General features: G+C 69.2%; 10 protein-coding genes. 5 read left to right on the forward strand and 5 right to left on the reverse strand.

The window, feature by feature from the left end:
- Window positions 1-21 precede the first annotated feature (21 nt).
- Together AAG565_RS00670 and AAG565_RS00675 are read left to right on the forward strand one after the other, a co-directional pair.
- Complete coding sequence (locus AAG565_RS00670) at window positions 22-1,473, forward strand: trypsin-like peptidase domain-containing protein (protein ID WP_348817603.1); 1,452 nt, start codon at window positions 22-24, stop codon at window positions 1,471-1,473.
- Entirely contained in the window at window positions 1,470-2,912 is a 1,443-nt protein-coding gene (locus AAG565_RS00675) for a trypsin-like peptidase domain-containing protein (RefSeq protein ID WP_348817604.1), read from the forward strand. Before AAG565_RS00670 ends, AAG565_RS00675 begins: the two co-directional genes overlap by 4 nt.
- On the opposite strand, the gene AAG565_RS00680 is transcribed toward AAG565_RS00675, so the two are convergent.
- Window positions 2,884-4,599, reverse strand: a complete 1,716-nt coding sequence (locus AAG565_RS00680; RefSeq protein WP_348817605.1) for an oligopeptide:H+ symporter — start codon at window positions 4,597-4,599, stop codon at window positions 2,884-2,886. The two genes, AAG565_RS00675 and AAG565_RS00680, sit on opposite strands and share 29 nt — an antisense overlap.
- Before the next feature lie 183 nt (window positions 4,600-4,782).
- On the opposite strand from AAG565_RS00680, the gene AAG565_RS00685 reads away from it, so the two are divergent.
- A complete protein-coding gene (locus AAG565_RS00685) occupies window positions 4,783-6,795 on the forward strand; it encodes a S9 family peptidase (RefSeq protein WP_348817606.1) in 2,013 nt (670 codons plus the stop codon).
- A gap of 10 nt (window positions 6,796-6,805) precedes the next feature.
- Complete coding sequence (locus AAG565_RS00690; RefSeq protein ID WP_348817607.1) at window positions 6,806-8,503, forward strand: M28 family metallopeptidase; 1,698 nt, start codon at window positions 6,806-6,808, stop codon at window positions 8,501-8,503.
- 29 nt (window positions 8,504-8,532) lie between these two features.
- On the opposite strand, the gene AAG565_RS00695 is transcribed toward AAG565_RS00690, so the two are convergent.
- From AAG565_RS00695 to AAG565_RS00710, 4 genes are all read right to left on the reverse strand, one after another.
- Window positions 8,533-9,366, reverse strand: a complete 834-nt coding sequence (locus AAG565_RS00695; protein ID WP_348817608.1) for an HDOD domain-containing protein — start codon at window positions 9,364-9,366, stop codon at window positions 8,533-8,535.
- A 119-nt stretch (window positions 9,367-9,485) separates the two neighbouring features.
- Window positions 9,486-11,396 (reverse strand): amidohydrolase family protein, encoded by a 1,911-nt coding sequence (locus tag AAG565_RS00700; protein WP_348817609.1) that lies wholly within the window; start codon window positions 11,394-11,396, stop codon window positions 9,486-9,488.
- A 97-nt stretch (window positions 11,397-11,493) separates the two neighbouring features.
- Window positions 11,494-12,375 (reverse strand): DMT family transporter, encoded by an 882-nt coding sequence (locus AAG565_RS00705; protein WP_348817610.1) that lies wholly within the window; start codon window positions 12,373-12,375, stop codon window positions 11,494-11,496.
- Window positions 12,376-12,432: 57 nt separating this feature from the next.
- Complete coding sequence (locus tag AAG565_RS00710; RefSeq protein ID WP_348817611.1) at window positions 12,433-12,756, reverse strand: helix-turn-helix domain-containing protein; 324 nt, start codon at window positions 12,754-12,756, stop codon at window positions 12,433-12,435.
- A gap of 58 nt (window positions 12,757-12,814) precedes the next feature.
- On the opposite strand from AAG565_RS00710, the gene AAG565_RS00715 reads away from it, so the two are divergent.
- Window positions 12,815-13,360 carry a carboxymuconolactone decarboxylase family protein gene (locus AAG565_RS00715; protein ID WP_348817612.1) on the forward strand — a complete coding sequence of 182 codons (546 nt, stop codon included), beginning with the start codon at window positions 12,815-12,817 and terminating at the stop codon, window positions 13,358-13,360.
- The last annotated feature ends 8 nt before the right edge of the window (window positions 13,361-13,368 follow it).

The following is a 13,368-nucleotide window of genomic DNA, read 5'->3' on the forward strand; positions in this document are numbered from 1 at the left end:
CCGACCGATCCGGAGATGACGATGCGCCGCTTGCTGCTGATCACCGCACTGTGCCTGCCGTTGTCCGGAATCGCGTTTGAGCCGCAGCTGGCCGATCTCGACAGCTTGCCGCTGCACGTCGCACCCGCAGCAGTGACCGGCAAGGCGATCGAGGCCGCGCGCGCCGTCAAGGGCAGCGGGCCGGCACTGTTTGCGGTCACCGTGCCGCTGCCGGTCGGACTCGACGGGGGTATCTGGGATGCGGTCGATGCCGACACGCTGCGCTGGCGCACGCGCGTGTATTCGGCGACGGCACGCTCGGTGGTGATGGAGTTCTCGCGCTTTCACCTGCCGGCCGGCGCGGAGCTTTGGATCTACGACGCCGACGGCAGCACCGTGCAAGGCCCCTACACCGCCGCCCACCACAATCCTGACGGCGGACTGTGGACGGCGCTGGTGCCGGGCGAAACCGCCGTCATCGAGTTGCGCGTGCCGCGCGCGGCACGCGATGAGGTCCGGCTGCAACTGGGCCAGCTCGGCCACGGCTACAAGAATGCCCGCGATCTCGGGGATTCGGGCGCCTGCAACATCGACGTGATCTGCCCGCTCGGCGACGACTGGCGCGACGAGATCCGCGCCGCGGTCAAGCTGCAGATCCCGGTGGTCGGCGGGGTCGGCGTGTGCAGCGGGACCTTGGTCAACAATCTTGCCGAGAACAACAAGCCCTATGTGCTGACCGCTTCGCACTGCGGGATCGGCGATGCCGGCAGTCCGGCGTCCGGCGTCGTCGTGTACTGGAACTTCCAGAACAGCGTCTGCGGCGGCACGCCCGACGCCGGCGACACGCAGAACCAGACCGGGGCCGTGCTGCGCGCGCGCGACCGCAACACCGACCTGTCGCTGATCGAGCTGAACCAGGTGCCCAGCAGCGCGTACAACGTGTACTACGCCGGCTGGGACGCGAGCGGCACCGGCGGCACGAGCGGCGTCACCCTGCACCACCCGTCCGGCGACGCCAAGAAGATCAGCCAGTTCACGAATCCGCTGACCCAGTCCACGGTGCAGATCGAACAGGGGGGGCCGAACATCCCGGCCTGGCGGGTCAGCTGGGCGCAGGGCACCACCGAGCAGGGCTCGTCCGGATCGGGCCTGTGGAACCAGAACCGCCAGATCGTCGGCGTGCTGTCCGGCGGCGCGGCCGCCTGCGCCGGCAGCGTCGGCAACGGCCAGCCGGACTACTACGCGCGCCTCGAAACGCAGTGGCAGGCCACCAGCCAGGCCTCCGGGCAGCTGAAAGCCTGGCTCGATCCCAACAACACCGGCCAGCGCAAGGTCGCAGGCCGGAATCCCGGGGCCACGCCGTCGCCGTCGCCTTCGCCCTCGCCTTCACCGACACCGACGGCGGGCGGCGGCGGTGGTGGGGGCGGCGGCATGCCTGTGCCTGCTGTGCTGTGCTTGTGTCTGGCCGCGCTGGCACGCCGGTACGTCGCTTGAGGTGGGCATGGCCGCTGGCACTGGCCCTGACTGCCAGCCTCGCGCCGGCGTCGGACTTGCGGGTCGATCCGCGTGACCTGGACGCGCTGCCACTGCACAGGGCGGACGCAACGGCCATCGCCGCGGCGGTCGCAGACGCCGACATGGTCAAGGGGTTCGGGCCGACGCTGTTTGCGGTCACCGCGCCGCTGAATCTGACGCTCGCCGATGGTCGCTGGGATGCGCCCGCTTCGGGGCGGCAGCGCTGGCGACTGCGCGTGCACTCTGCGGACGCACGCTCGCTGCTGCTGTATTTCTCGCGCTTCAATCTGCCCGAAGGTGCGGCCCTGTGGATCTACGACGCCCAGGGGCGGACCGTCCGGGGACCGTACACGTCGGCGAATGGCATCGCCGACGGCACCTTGTGGACGGCGATGGTGCCGGGCGACACCGCCGTCGTCGAGCTGCAGGTGGACGATGCCCAGCGCGACCGGGTCGAGCTCGCATTGGCGCGCGTCGGGCACGCGTACAAGAACACGGCGCAGCTCGGCGATGCCGGCGCTTGCAACATCGACGTCGCCTGTCCGCTCGGCAACGACTGGCGCAACGAAGTGCGCTCCACCGTGAAGCTGCAGATTCCGGTCAGCTTCGGCCTGTTCGTCGGCCTGTGCACGGGAACGCTGGTCAACAACACGGCGCAGGACGACCGCCCCTTCGTGCTGACCGCCAATCACTGCGGCATCGGCAGCCTCGGCAGTCCGGCATCCGGCGTGGTCACCTACTGGAACTTCCAGAACAGCGGCTGCAACGTCGTCAACGCAACCGACGCACAGACGCAATCGGGTGCGACACTGCGCGCCAGCGACCGCGGCACGGACCTGGCGCTGATCGAACTCGATCAGCACCCGGACGCCGCGTTCGGGGTGTACTACGCCGGCTGGGATGCCACCAGCGGCACCGGCGCCCGCCGCGGCGTGAGCCTCCATCACCCGTCCGGCGACGCCAAGAAGATCAGCCAGTTCAGCACGCCACTGTCGCCGTCCACCGTCCAGCTCGGTCCCCTCGGGCCGAACGTGCCGGCGTGGAAAGTCCAGTGGTCGCTGGGAGCCACCGAAACCGGCTCTTCCGGCGCCGGCTTGTGGAACGAGAATCGCCAGATCGTCGGCGTGCTGTCCGGTGGAAACTCGGCCTGCAGCGGCAATGTCGGCAACGGCCAACCCGACTACTACGCGCGCCTCGACCACCAATGGCTCGCCTCGTCCCAGCCCTCCGGCCAGCTCAAGGCCTGGCTGGATCCGATCGACAGCGGCTGCAGGGCGGTCGGCGGCAAGAATCCCGGCAACGCGGCGGCGGTCAGCTGCGACGCCGGCTCCGGCGGTGGGGGCGGCGGCGCGCTGAACGTCGCCGCGCTGCTGGTGCTGCTCGGTGCGCTCAGCGCACGCCGTGCATCGCGCGCCTGAGCAGCGGCGTCAGCAGCAGCACGAGCAGGCCGGCGCCCAGACCGATCCAGACCATCGTCGAGAACAGGCCTTCGTACTTGGCCGCAGCTTCGGCCATGTCGAGTGCGCTGCCTTCCGGGATCTCGATCGACGCGAGCTTGCCGAACTGCGCCGCCAGCACTTCCGAATAGGCCGTCGCCAGCCAGAACGCGCCCATCATCACGCCGACGACGCGCGCGACGGACAGGGTCGTGACCGCCGACAAGCCGATCGGTGACAGGCAGACCTCGCCGATTTCGAGCAGCAGGTAGGCCAGCACCAGCCACCAGACGCTGGCCATCGCCCCGGTCGCGGCGATCTCGGCGGCGGCGATCAACGGCAGGAAGGACAGGCCGGCGACGGCCAGGCCGATCGCCATCTTCAGCGGCGTGCTCGGATTGAGTCCGCGCCGTTCCAGGTACGGCCATAGCCAGGCAAACAACGGCGCCAGCGCGACGATGAAGAAGGCGCCGAGGAAGGTCAGCGAACCGGCGGTCTGCGGCACCAGCACGACGTCGTGGGCGAGCGCCAGCACCAGGCCCAGCGCCATCAGCGCGACCATGCCGTGCGCGAGGCCGCGCCGGCCGCGATCGGCGGCGGCGAGCGCGGCGACCATCAGCACCGGGCTCGCCGCCAGCGCGAAGATCGCCCAGGGCAGCGCCGTCTGCCCATCGACCGCGACCCCGAACAGGTCCTTGGTCAGCAGGCGGTCGGTGAAGGTGATCCACGAGCCATAGGTCTGCTCGTACATCGTGAAGAACACCAGCACGGCAAGAATCAGCACGACCAGCGCGATCATCTGTCCGCGCTCCGCGGCCGTGCACCGGGCCCACAGGAACCAGACGAACCAGGCGACGAAGGCCAGCGCGATCAGGTGCATCGCGCCGTGCACGGTCCAGGTGCGCTGGATCAGCTGCCAGACGACGAGCACGCCGCCGGCACCGCCGAGGTAGATCCAGATCTCGCGCGGCAGTCCGGCGACGCGCTCGCGCAGTTTGGCCGGGTCATTGGGCTCGGCATGGCCTTCGAGATACTTCTGCCCCCACAGGAACACGCCCAGGCCGGCGACCATGCCGATGCCAGCGGCGCCGAAGCCGTACTTCCAGCCGTAGGTCTCGCCCAGGAACGCACAGACCAGGCTCGCGAACAGCGCACCGACGTTGATGCCGGCGTAGAACACGGTGAAACCGGAGTCGCGGCGCGGGTCGTTCTCGCCATAGAGCTTGCCGACGATGGTCGAGATGTTGGGCTTGAGAAAGCCCACGCCCATGATGATCAGCGCCAACGAGAGATAGAACACCTGCAGCGCGGATTCGTCGCGCACGACCACGCCATCGACGACGCGCGCCTTCTCGCCCTCGACGGCCATGCCCAGATGGCCGAGCACCAGCAGGATGCCGCCGAACACGACGGCCTTGCGCATCCCCAGATAGCGGTCGGCGAGTAGGCCGCCGATCACCGGCACCGCATAGACCAGGCCGCCGTAGGCGCCAAGCAGGTCGTAGCCGGCGTCGTCGCCGAACAGGTGGTACTTGAGGATGTACAGCAGCAGCAGCGCCTTCATGCCATAGAAGGAGAAGCGCTCCCACATCTCGGTGAAGAAGCAGACGTACAGGCCCTTCGGGTGGCCCAGGAAATTGCCCGGGCGCACATCGGCGGTCGTGGTCATGGTGGTCCGGCTTAAGTGAGTTGCCGGCGAGTATAGGCACGCGCCCGCCGTCATCGCTGAGGCTTTCCCCCCAGTCCGTCGGCAGGGCGAATCCGTTTAACATCGCGACTCGCCTCCCGGAGCCGTACAACGATGCGATCCCTGCTCGCGGGCACCGTGCTCGCACTCATCGCCCCCACCGCCATGCCCTCGCCCACTCCCAACGGTCCGCGCCCCTTCACCGCCGACGACCTGGTGCGCCTCGAGCGCGTCTCCGACCCGCAGCTCTCGCCGGACGGGCGGCAGGTCGTCTACACGCTGCGGCGCACCGACTGGGACCAGAACAAGGGCGTGCTCGACCTGTGGCTGCTCGACCTCAAGTCTGGTCAGACGCGCCAGCTGACCCGGGCCGAGGGCAATCACAGCGATGCGCGCTGGTCCGCGGACGGCCGCTGGATCTATTTCCTGTCCACGCGCAGCGGCAGTTCACAGGTGTGGCGGCTCGATCTGACCGACGGCGGTGATGCCAAGCCGGTGACGGAGCTGCCGCTGGCGGTCAACAACTTCGCGCTCGCGCCGGATGGCAGCCGCGTCGCGGTGGCGATCGACGTCTTCCCCGACTGTGCGGACCTGGCCTGCAGCAAGCAGCGCCTCGACGAACGCGCCAAGCAGAAGAACAGCGGCATGCGCTTCGACAAGCTGTTCATCCGCCACTGGGACAGCTGGAAGGACGGCACGCGCTCGCAGCTGTTCACGCTCACGCTCGGCGCCGACGGCAAGGCCGCGAACCCGGTCCACGTCAGCAAGGGCATCGACGGCGACACGCCGTCCAAGCCCTTCGGCGACGCCAGCGAATACGCGTTCTCGCCGGACGGCAAGCATCTGGTGTTCACCGCGCGCATCGCCGGCACGACCGAGGCCTGGAGCACCAACCTGGACCTTTGGTGGGTGCCGGCCGATGGCTCGGCGGCGCCGAAGATCCTGACGCCGACCAATGCCGCGATGGACGTCGGTCCGGTGTTCTCGCCGGACGGCCGCTATCTGGCCTGGCGCGCGATGAAGCGCCCGGGCTTCGAGGCCGACCGCTTCGCGATCCTGCTGCGCGATCTCAAGACCGGCGACACGCGCGAAGTCGCGCCCGACTGGGACCGCTCGGCCGACGGCCTGGCGTTCTCGCACGACGGCAAGACACTGTACACGGCAGCCGACGATCTCGGCAGCCATCGCCTGTTCGCCGTCGATGTCGCCAGCGGCAAGGTCGAGGCACTGACCGGTGCGGGCCACGTCGCCGGCTTCTCCGTCGGCGCGGACCACATCATCTACGGCTTCGACACGCTCAACAGCCCGGTCGATCTCCATCGGCTCACGCTCGCCGACGGCAGGACCGCGCGCCTGACCCGGCACAACGCGGAACTGCTCGCCGACGTGCGCTTCGGCGACTACGAACAGTTCCGCTTCGCCGGCGCAGGCGGCGACACCGTCTACGGCCACGTGATGAAGCCGTGGAACTACCGCAAGGGCAAGAAGTATCCGGTCGCCTTCATCATCCACGGCGGGCCGCAGGGCAGCATGGGCAATGACTGGCATTACCGCTGGAACCCGGCGGTGTACGCCGGCTGGGGCTACGCGGTGGTGTTCATCGACTTCCACGGCTCGACGGGCTACGGCCAGGCCTTCACCGACGCGATCTCCGGCGACTGGGGCGGCAAGCCGCTGGAGGACCTGCAGAAGGGCTGGGCGCACGCGCTCAAGACCTACGACTTCCTCGACGGCGACCGCGCCGCCGCGCTGGGTGCGAGCTACGGCGGCTACATGATCAACTGGATCGCCGGCAACTGGCCCGACGCGTTCAAGGCGCTGGTCAATCACGACGGCATCTTCGACAACCGCAGCATGTACTACTCCACCGAGGAGCTGTGGTTCGACGAGTGGGAGCACGGCGGCCCGCAGTTCCTCAACCCCGCCAACTACGAGAAGCACAACCCGGCCAACCACGTCGCGCAGTGGAAGACGCCGATGCTGGTGATCCACGGCGAGAAGGACTACCGCGTGCCGCCCGAACAGGGCATCGCCACCTTCACCGCGCTGCAGCGGCGCGGCATCCCCAGCCAGCTGCTGATCTTCCCGGACGAGAATCACTGGGTGCTGAAGCCGCAGAACAGCGTGCAGTGGCACGAGACGGTCGGCGCCTGGCTGAAGCGCTGGATCGGCAACTGAGGACCAGGACATGAAGACCCAGCTCCTGACGGCATCGGTCGGCGCACTGCTCGCCAGCTGCGCGACTCAGGCTCCGGTCGTCGCACCGGCCGCGTCGCCGCAGCCGGACGCGGCCGCGCTGGACAGCATCACCGCCGACGACCTGCTGCGCCACGTCCGGGCGCTGTCGTCGGACGCCTTCGAAGGCCGGCTGCCCGGCACGCTGGGCGAGGCCAAGACCGCGGCCTACCTGATCGAGCAGTTCAGGACGATGGGCCTCGCCCCAGGCAATCCGGACGGCAGCTACGTACAGCGCGTGCCGCTGGTCGGCATCACCGGCACGCCGAAGATGCAGCTGTGGGCCGGTCCGAAGAAGTTCGAAATGAAGCCCGGCACGGACTTCGTTGCGGTGACCTCGCGCTTCGTGCCCGAGGTGAGCGTGCGCGACAGCGAGCTGGTGTTCGTCGGCTACGGCGTGCAGGCACCCGAGTACGGCTGGGACGACTACAAGGACGTCGATGTACGCGGCAAAACGATCGTCATGCTGATCAACGACCCGGCCGTGCCGCGTGCCGACGATCCCGCCCGGCTCGACGACAAGATGTTCCGCGGCAAGGCGATGACCTACTACGGCCGCTGGACCTACAAGTACGAGATCGCCTCGAAGCTCGGTGCCACGGCCGCGATCATCGTCCATGAGACCGAACCCGCCGGCTACCCCTGGGCGGTGGTGCAGAACAGCTGGAGCGGCGAGCAGTTCGAACTCGCAGCGGCCGACAAAAACATGGGCCGCGTGCCGGTGCAGGCCTGGATCAGCAACGAGCGTGCGCGCGAGCTGTTCGCCGCCAGCGGACTGGATTTCGACGCCGCCAAGGCCGCGGCGGTGCGCCGCGACTTTCGGCCGATGCCGCTCAAGGCTCTGGCGAACTTCTCGATCCGCAACAGCCTGCGCGAAGTGCAGTCGCAGAACATCGTCGCCCGCCTGCCTGGATCGGACCCGGTGTATGCCGACGAGCACGTGCTCTACACCGCACACTGGGACCACCTGGGGCGCAATCCGTCGCTGCCGGGCGATCCGATCTTCAATGGCGCGCTCGACAACGCCACCGGCGTCGCCGGCCTGCTCGAGATCGCCGAGGCTTACGCCAGGCTCCCCGAAGCGCCGAAGCGCTCGGCACTGTTCATGGCGGTAACCGCCGAGGAGCAGGGTCTGCTCGGCGCGCGGCACTACGCGACCCAGCCCCTGTATCCGCTGTCGCGCACGCTCGCGGTGATCAACATGGACGGCCTCAACCCCTGGGGGCCGACGCGCGACATGCAGGTGATCGGCAGCGGCCAGACCACGCTCGAAGACCTGCTGCAGGACGTTCTCGCTCGCCAGAACCGCGTCGTCGCCGCCGACGCCGAACCGGAGAAGGGTTTCTACTACCGTTCCGACCAGTTCGAGCTGGCCAAGGTCGGCGTGCCGGCGCTCTACGCCGACAGCGGCTCGGAGGTGATCGGCAAGCCCGAGGGCTATGGCCTGCAGAAGCGGCGCGAGTACACCGCCAACGACTATCACAAGCCGTCGGACGAAGTGAAACCCGACTGGGATCTGAGCGGTGCCGCGCAGGACATGCGCGTGCTGATGGAAGTCGGCTGGCGCGTCGCCAACGAGCGCCACTGGCCGCGATGGAAGGACGGCTCCGAGTTCAAGGCCGTGCGCGAGGCACAGCTGGCGCAGCCGTAGGCCGGACGCACCCGCCGGCGCAGCCGATCCTATGCGGCGCGCAGCAGACCGAGCGACTCCTGGTAGCTGCTGGCCAGCGGACCTTCGCTGCCGAGGGCGAAATCGGGCTCCAGATCGAGTTTGGCGAAGGCGGGGATGCCGTCCGGCACCGGCTCGCCGCCTTTGTCGGCACGCAGGCGCAGCACGGCGACGATGACCACGTCGGCATAGTCGGCGGCGCCCTCGTGCGCGCGCCGCAGGTCCGGCCACTGCACCGGCAGATCGACCAGTTCCGCCGGGAAATGCCAGGCGCGCAGCACCATGCTGCCGACGCGCGGCGCCAGGCGATCGATCACCTCGTCGAGTTCCGCCGGCGTGTCGATGGCATCCGTATGCGCCTCGGCCATGCGCAGGATCGGCAAGGTGCCGACGCGGTGGATCAGGCCACCGAGCATCGCCAGCTCCGGCTGCAGCAGCGTGCATTGCGCCGCCAGCGCGCGCGCCAGCGCGGCCACCTCGACGCTGTCGCGCCAGCACGTGCCGAGCCGTTCCTTGAGCATCGGGCTGTTGCTGCGGAACATCTGCTCCAGCACCAGCCCGTTGACCAGCAGGCGGGTGTACTGCAGGCCCAGCCGCGTCACCGCCTGCTGGATGCTGTCCACGCTGCGGCCGCCGCGCACCGCGGCGCTGTTGGCCACCCGCAGCAGACGCACGGCCAGGGCCGGATCGGACTGGATCTCCTTGACGACCGCGGCCACCGCGACGTCCTCGTCACGCAGCAGCGCCTGAATGCGCAGCGCCACCTCCGGCAGGGTCGGCAGGGTCAGGCGATCGTGGGTCAGCGCATCGACAACGATGCGATAGAAGCGGTCGGCGATGGCCATGCGCGGGCGTTCGGAAAGGGTCCCGCGCACATCTTGCGCCTTCGTCGCCGCGCCTGCATCCGGCCCGCGACGAACGTGCCGGAAGTCAGCCTGAACGGAGCCGGGTCGTCACACGCCGATCAGACGGCGGCAGTCAACCCCGCATTCACGACGTGGTGCCGCTCGCGCAGCACGCGACCCATGCGCTCGCGCCCGAAGGCGTCCGTGTATCGGCCCTCGTGCCAGGCCAGATGCCCGCCGATCATCACCTGGCGCACGACGCCCTGCGGCCGGTTGACGAGCTGGTGATGCGCAAACGCGTCGCGATAGACGTACTCGACGCTCGCGTCCGGATCGTAGCGGCGCAGCGCCTCGGGATCGACGACGACCAGGTCCGCGCGCGCACCGACCGCCACCGTGCCGACGTCCAGGCCGAAGAACTCGGCCGGCTCCTGCGTCAGCCGACGCACGGCCTGCGCGACGCGTTCCAGGCCGTCCTGCTGCGCGATCCGGAGCGTGCGCAGGTTGCCGTCGTAGAAGGCCATGTTGGTCAGGTGCGCGCCACTGTCGTTGAAGCCGGGCAGCAGCAGCGGATGGAACAGCAGCCTGCGGATCGTTTCCGGATCGCGGTTGGCGGTCACCGTCCACCAGCGCAGCTCCGTGTCGTAGCGGCGCAGCAGGTGCAGGAAGAAGGCGCAGTCGTCGCCCACCGGCGCGGGGAAACTGGCGAAAGCCTCGGCCTCGGCGCTGCTGCGTGCGCCCTGTGCGTCCTGCTGCCAGCGCTGCAGGCGCTCGTAGACCGCCTGCATCGTCTCGCCGCTCCAGTCCGGCACCGGGCAGCGGTCGATGGTCATGTCGCGCAGATCGCGCGTCAGCACGTTGTCGTCCATGCGCAGCCAGCGCTTGAGCCGGGCGAGACTGAAACCCTGCTTGCCGCGCATCCACATGCGCCGGAACTCGGCCTGCCAAGCCGGATCGGCCATGATCGCGGCGCGGCCGGCGCGGTCCTCGAGTTCGCACTCGTTGAGCCGGCGCAGCACCGGCACTTCCTCGGCGATCGGCGTGACCACCCCGTCGCTCCACACCTTGAACGGCGCCGACAGCGCCTGGAAACGGAACACGCCGCGCAGCAGCCGGGAGTTCAGCAGGCGCGACAGGATCAGTCCCAGACGCACGATCGAACGGTTGGTGGTGACGTCGATCGCCGCGACCGCGGTGGTCTTGAGCGGGCGACCGTACAGGCGCCCGGAGGTCAGCAGGAAATTGCGGAACACGGCGAGCTTGTCGTCCTTGGGCGGCGTCGCCTGCCAGACGCGACCCCAGCGGCGCACCACCGCAGTCAGGCGCTTGAGCTCCGCGAAGGACGCGAACTGCGTCGGGATCTGCTTGTGCGTGTTCGGCGCGTTCGCCAGGTAATGGAACGGCAGCGCGTCGGTCGAGAAACCGACATAGCCCTCGCGCATGCCCTTCTCGACCAGCGCCTCCATGCGCGCCAGTTCGTCCTCGGTCGGATCGCGGCTGACCGAGTCCTTCAGGCCCATGACCTCGATGCGCAGCATCGAGTGCGGGATCATCGGCACGACGTTGGGCCCCAGCGGGAGGCGGTCGAAGTGTTCGAGGTAATCCGCCGAATCCTGCCAGTCCACGCGGTCGGCGACCTTGCGCAGCACGTGCTTGGGCACGTTCTCGACGCGCGCGAAACAATCGACGATCGGGTCCGCGCCGTCGCGGCGCTGCGCGCCATAGGCCAGACCGAGGCTGCAGTTGGCGACGACCACGGTCGTCGTGCCGTGGCGCACCGCCTCCGGCAGCTGCGGTTCGACCTCGACTTCGAGATCGAAATGCGTGTGGATGTCGAGCAGGCCCGGCATCAACCACTGGCCGTCGGCGTCGATCACCCGCTGCGCCTGCGCCGGGTCGAGACCCGGCCCGATTGCGGCGATGCGGCCATCGCAGACCGCCACGTCCGCCCGCTGCGGCGGCGCACCGCTGCCATCGAACACCCAGGCGTTCCTGAACAGGCCATCCCAGGCCTTGCGTCCACCGTCCATGACCTACTCCTCCCAACAGTCCGCCGGCATCGTAAGGCGTCATCGCGGACGCCACCGATGGGAATATTGGCCCACTGGCCGCGGCGCCGGTCCGCCTCTAAAGCCCGACGACCATCACCACCCCGCCGAGCGCCAGCGCCACGCCCAGCACCTGCCGCGGCCGCACCGGCTCGTTCAGGAAGACCGCCGCGAGCGGCAGGATGAACACCGCCGCGAGTTCGTTGAGCACCGCGGCGATCGAAGCCTGCGTGTACTTGTAGCCGGCCAGCCACATCATCATCGACAGATAGGTGCCGACGAAGGCGCCGGCGACGATCGCCGGCCAGTGCGCGACGCCCCGGTACGCGCGCCACAGCACGCCAAGTTCGCCACGCGCCACGGCGATCAGCAGCATGCCGCCCAGCCCGGCGGCCACGCGCAGGCTGACGACCCAGAGGAACGTGTACTGCTCCAGCATCGGCTTGGCGATGACCACGCCCAGCGCCATCAGGAACACCGAGAACACCGCCCAGGCCACGCCCGCGCGCAGCGCGCGCCCATCGATCCCGGAGCCGGCACGGCTCCAGGTCACCAGCACGATGCCGCCGAGCACCAGGCCCACGCCGGCGAACTGCCCTGCTCCCAGGCGCTCGCCCAGATACAGGAAGGACAGCAGGATCACGGACGGCGAATACAGCGCCTGCGCGACCGCCATGCGGCTCGCGCCGATCGAATTGAGCGCACGGAAATACAGCGTGTCGCCGGCGGCGATGCCCAGGAACCCGGACAGCAGGATGAGGCCGACGTGCGCTGCCGGAATCGACGGAACCGCCGGGCCGTCCACGATCAGAACGGTGAGCGCGAACAGCGGCAGCACCATCGCGTTCTTGACCAGGTTGAGCGCGAACGGCGGCAGATGCTCGCCGGACTTCTTGAACAGGATGACGGCGATCGCCCAGGCCAGCGCGCAGCCGAGTGAGAACAATTCGCCGAGGCCCATGGATGGACGGTCAGTCGTGCGGTCGCGCAGTGTACGGCATGCCCCGCGCTCCGCCGCTCACCCGCGCAGGTCGCGCGCCCAGGTTTCGGCCCAGCGGCTGACCGGCTCGAACAGCGCCAGCAACTCGCGGCCGCGCACCGTCAGCGCGTAGCCGGCGTCCGCAGGCTCGACCAGCCTGGCCTCGCGCAGCTCGGCGAGGCGCTGGTTCAGCACCGACGGCGACATGCCCGAGCAGGCCGCCTGCAACGCACGGAAGTTCAGCGGCTCGCCGCGCAGCTCCCACAGCACGCGCAGCGTCCAGCGCCGGCCGAGCAGGTCCAGCAGCATCATCACGGGGCGGCCGCTGCGCGAGCCGCGGACGCGGCGATCGATCAGAGTCATGTTGCGCTACGTTTTCAGAAGCACTATGCTTCGATTATCGTAGCACTGGAGCCGCCCGATGTCCGCTCGTCTCGTTCCGCTCGATCCGCCCTACACCGCCGAGATCCAGGCTGCGTTCGATGTCGTCATGCGCGGCGCGCCGCCGCTCAAGCTGTTCCGCACCGTCGCGCACAACCCGCGCGTACTGCAGCGGATGATGGCCGGCGGCCTGCTCGATCGCGGCAGCATCCCGATGCGCCTGCGCGAGCTGATGATCCTGCGCACGACCGCGCTGTGCGGCGCCGAGTACGAATGGGGGGTGCACGTGGCCGCGTTCGCCGCGAAGGCGGGCCTGAGCGAGGCCGAGTGGCGCGCGACCGCCAGCGGCGCCGATCCGGGCAGCTGGAGCGGACCGGACCGCCTGGTTCTGCGGCTTGCGCAGGCGCTGTACGACACGCACACGGTCGATGACGCGCTGTGGGAAGCGCTCGCCGCGGCGTTCGACCCGGCGCAATGCATCGAGCTGATCATGCTCGCCGGCCAGTACCACGGCATCTCGTTCCTGCTGAACGCGCTGCGCGTCGAGCACGAATCCGGCGCGCCACGCTGGAGCGCCGGCGCCTAAGCCCAGGA

Origin of the sequence: Fontimonas sp. SYSU GA230001 (genome assembly GCF_040066175.1) — a bacterium.
GTDB lineage: Bacteria > Pseudomonadota > Gammaproteobacteria > Nevskiales > Nevskiaceae > Solimonas.

What these genes read in the sequence shown, in the direction of transcription:
- AAG565_RS00670 (WP_348817603.1), top strand. Translation starts at nt 22, where the DNA reads ATGCGCCGCTTGCTGCTGATCACCGCACTGTGCCTGCCGTTGTCCGGA.
- AAG565_RS00680 (WP_348817605.1), bottom strand. Translation starts at nt 4,599, where the DNA reads ATGACCACGACCGCCGATGTGCGCCCGGGCAATTTCCTGGGCCACCCG.
- AAG565_RS00685 (WP_348817606.1), top strand. Translation starts at nt 4,783, where the DNA reads ATGCCCTCGCCCACTCCCAACGGTCCGCGCCCCTTCACCGCCGACGAC.
- AAG565_RS00690 (WP_348817607.1), top strand. Translation starts at nt 6,806, where the DNA reads ATGAAGACCCAGCTCCTGACGGCATCGGTCGGCGCACTGCTCGCCAGC.
- AAG565_RS00695 (WP_348817608.1), bottom strand. Translation starts at nt 9,366, where the DNA reads ATGGCCATCGCCGACCGCTTCTATCGCATCGTTGTCGATGCGCTGACC.
- AAG565_RS00700 (WP_348817609.1), bottom strand. Translation starts at nt 11,396, where the DNA reads ATGGACGGTGGACGCAAGGCCTGGGATGGCCTGTTCAGGAACGCCTGG.
- AAG565_RS00705 (WP_348817610.1), bottom strand. Translation starts at nt 12,375, where the DNA reads ATGGGCCTCGGCGAATTGTTCTCACTCGGCTGCGCGCTGGCCTGGGCG.
- AAG565_RS00710 (WP_348817611.1), bottom strand. Translation starts at nt 12,756, where the DNA reads ATGACTCTGATCGATCGCCGCGTCCGCGGCTCGCGCAGCGGCCGCCCC.
- AAG565_RS00715 (WP_348817612.1), top strand. Translation starts at nt 12,815, where the DNA reads ATGTCCGCTCGTCTCGTTCCGCTCGATCCGCCCTACACCGCCGAGATC.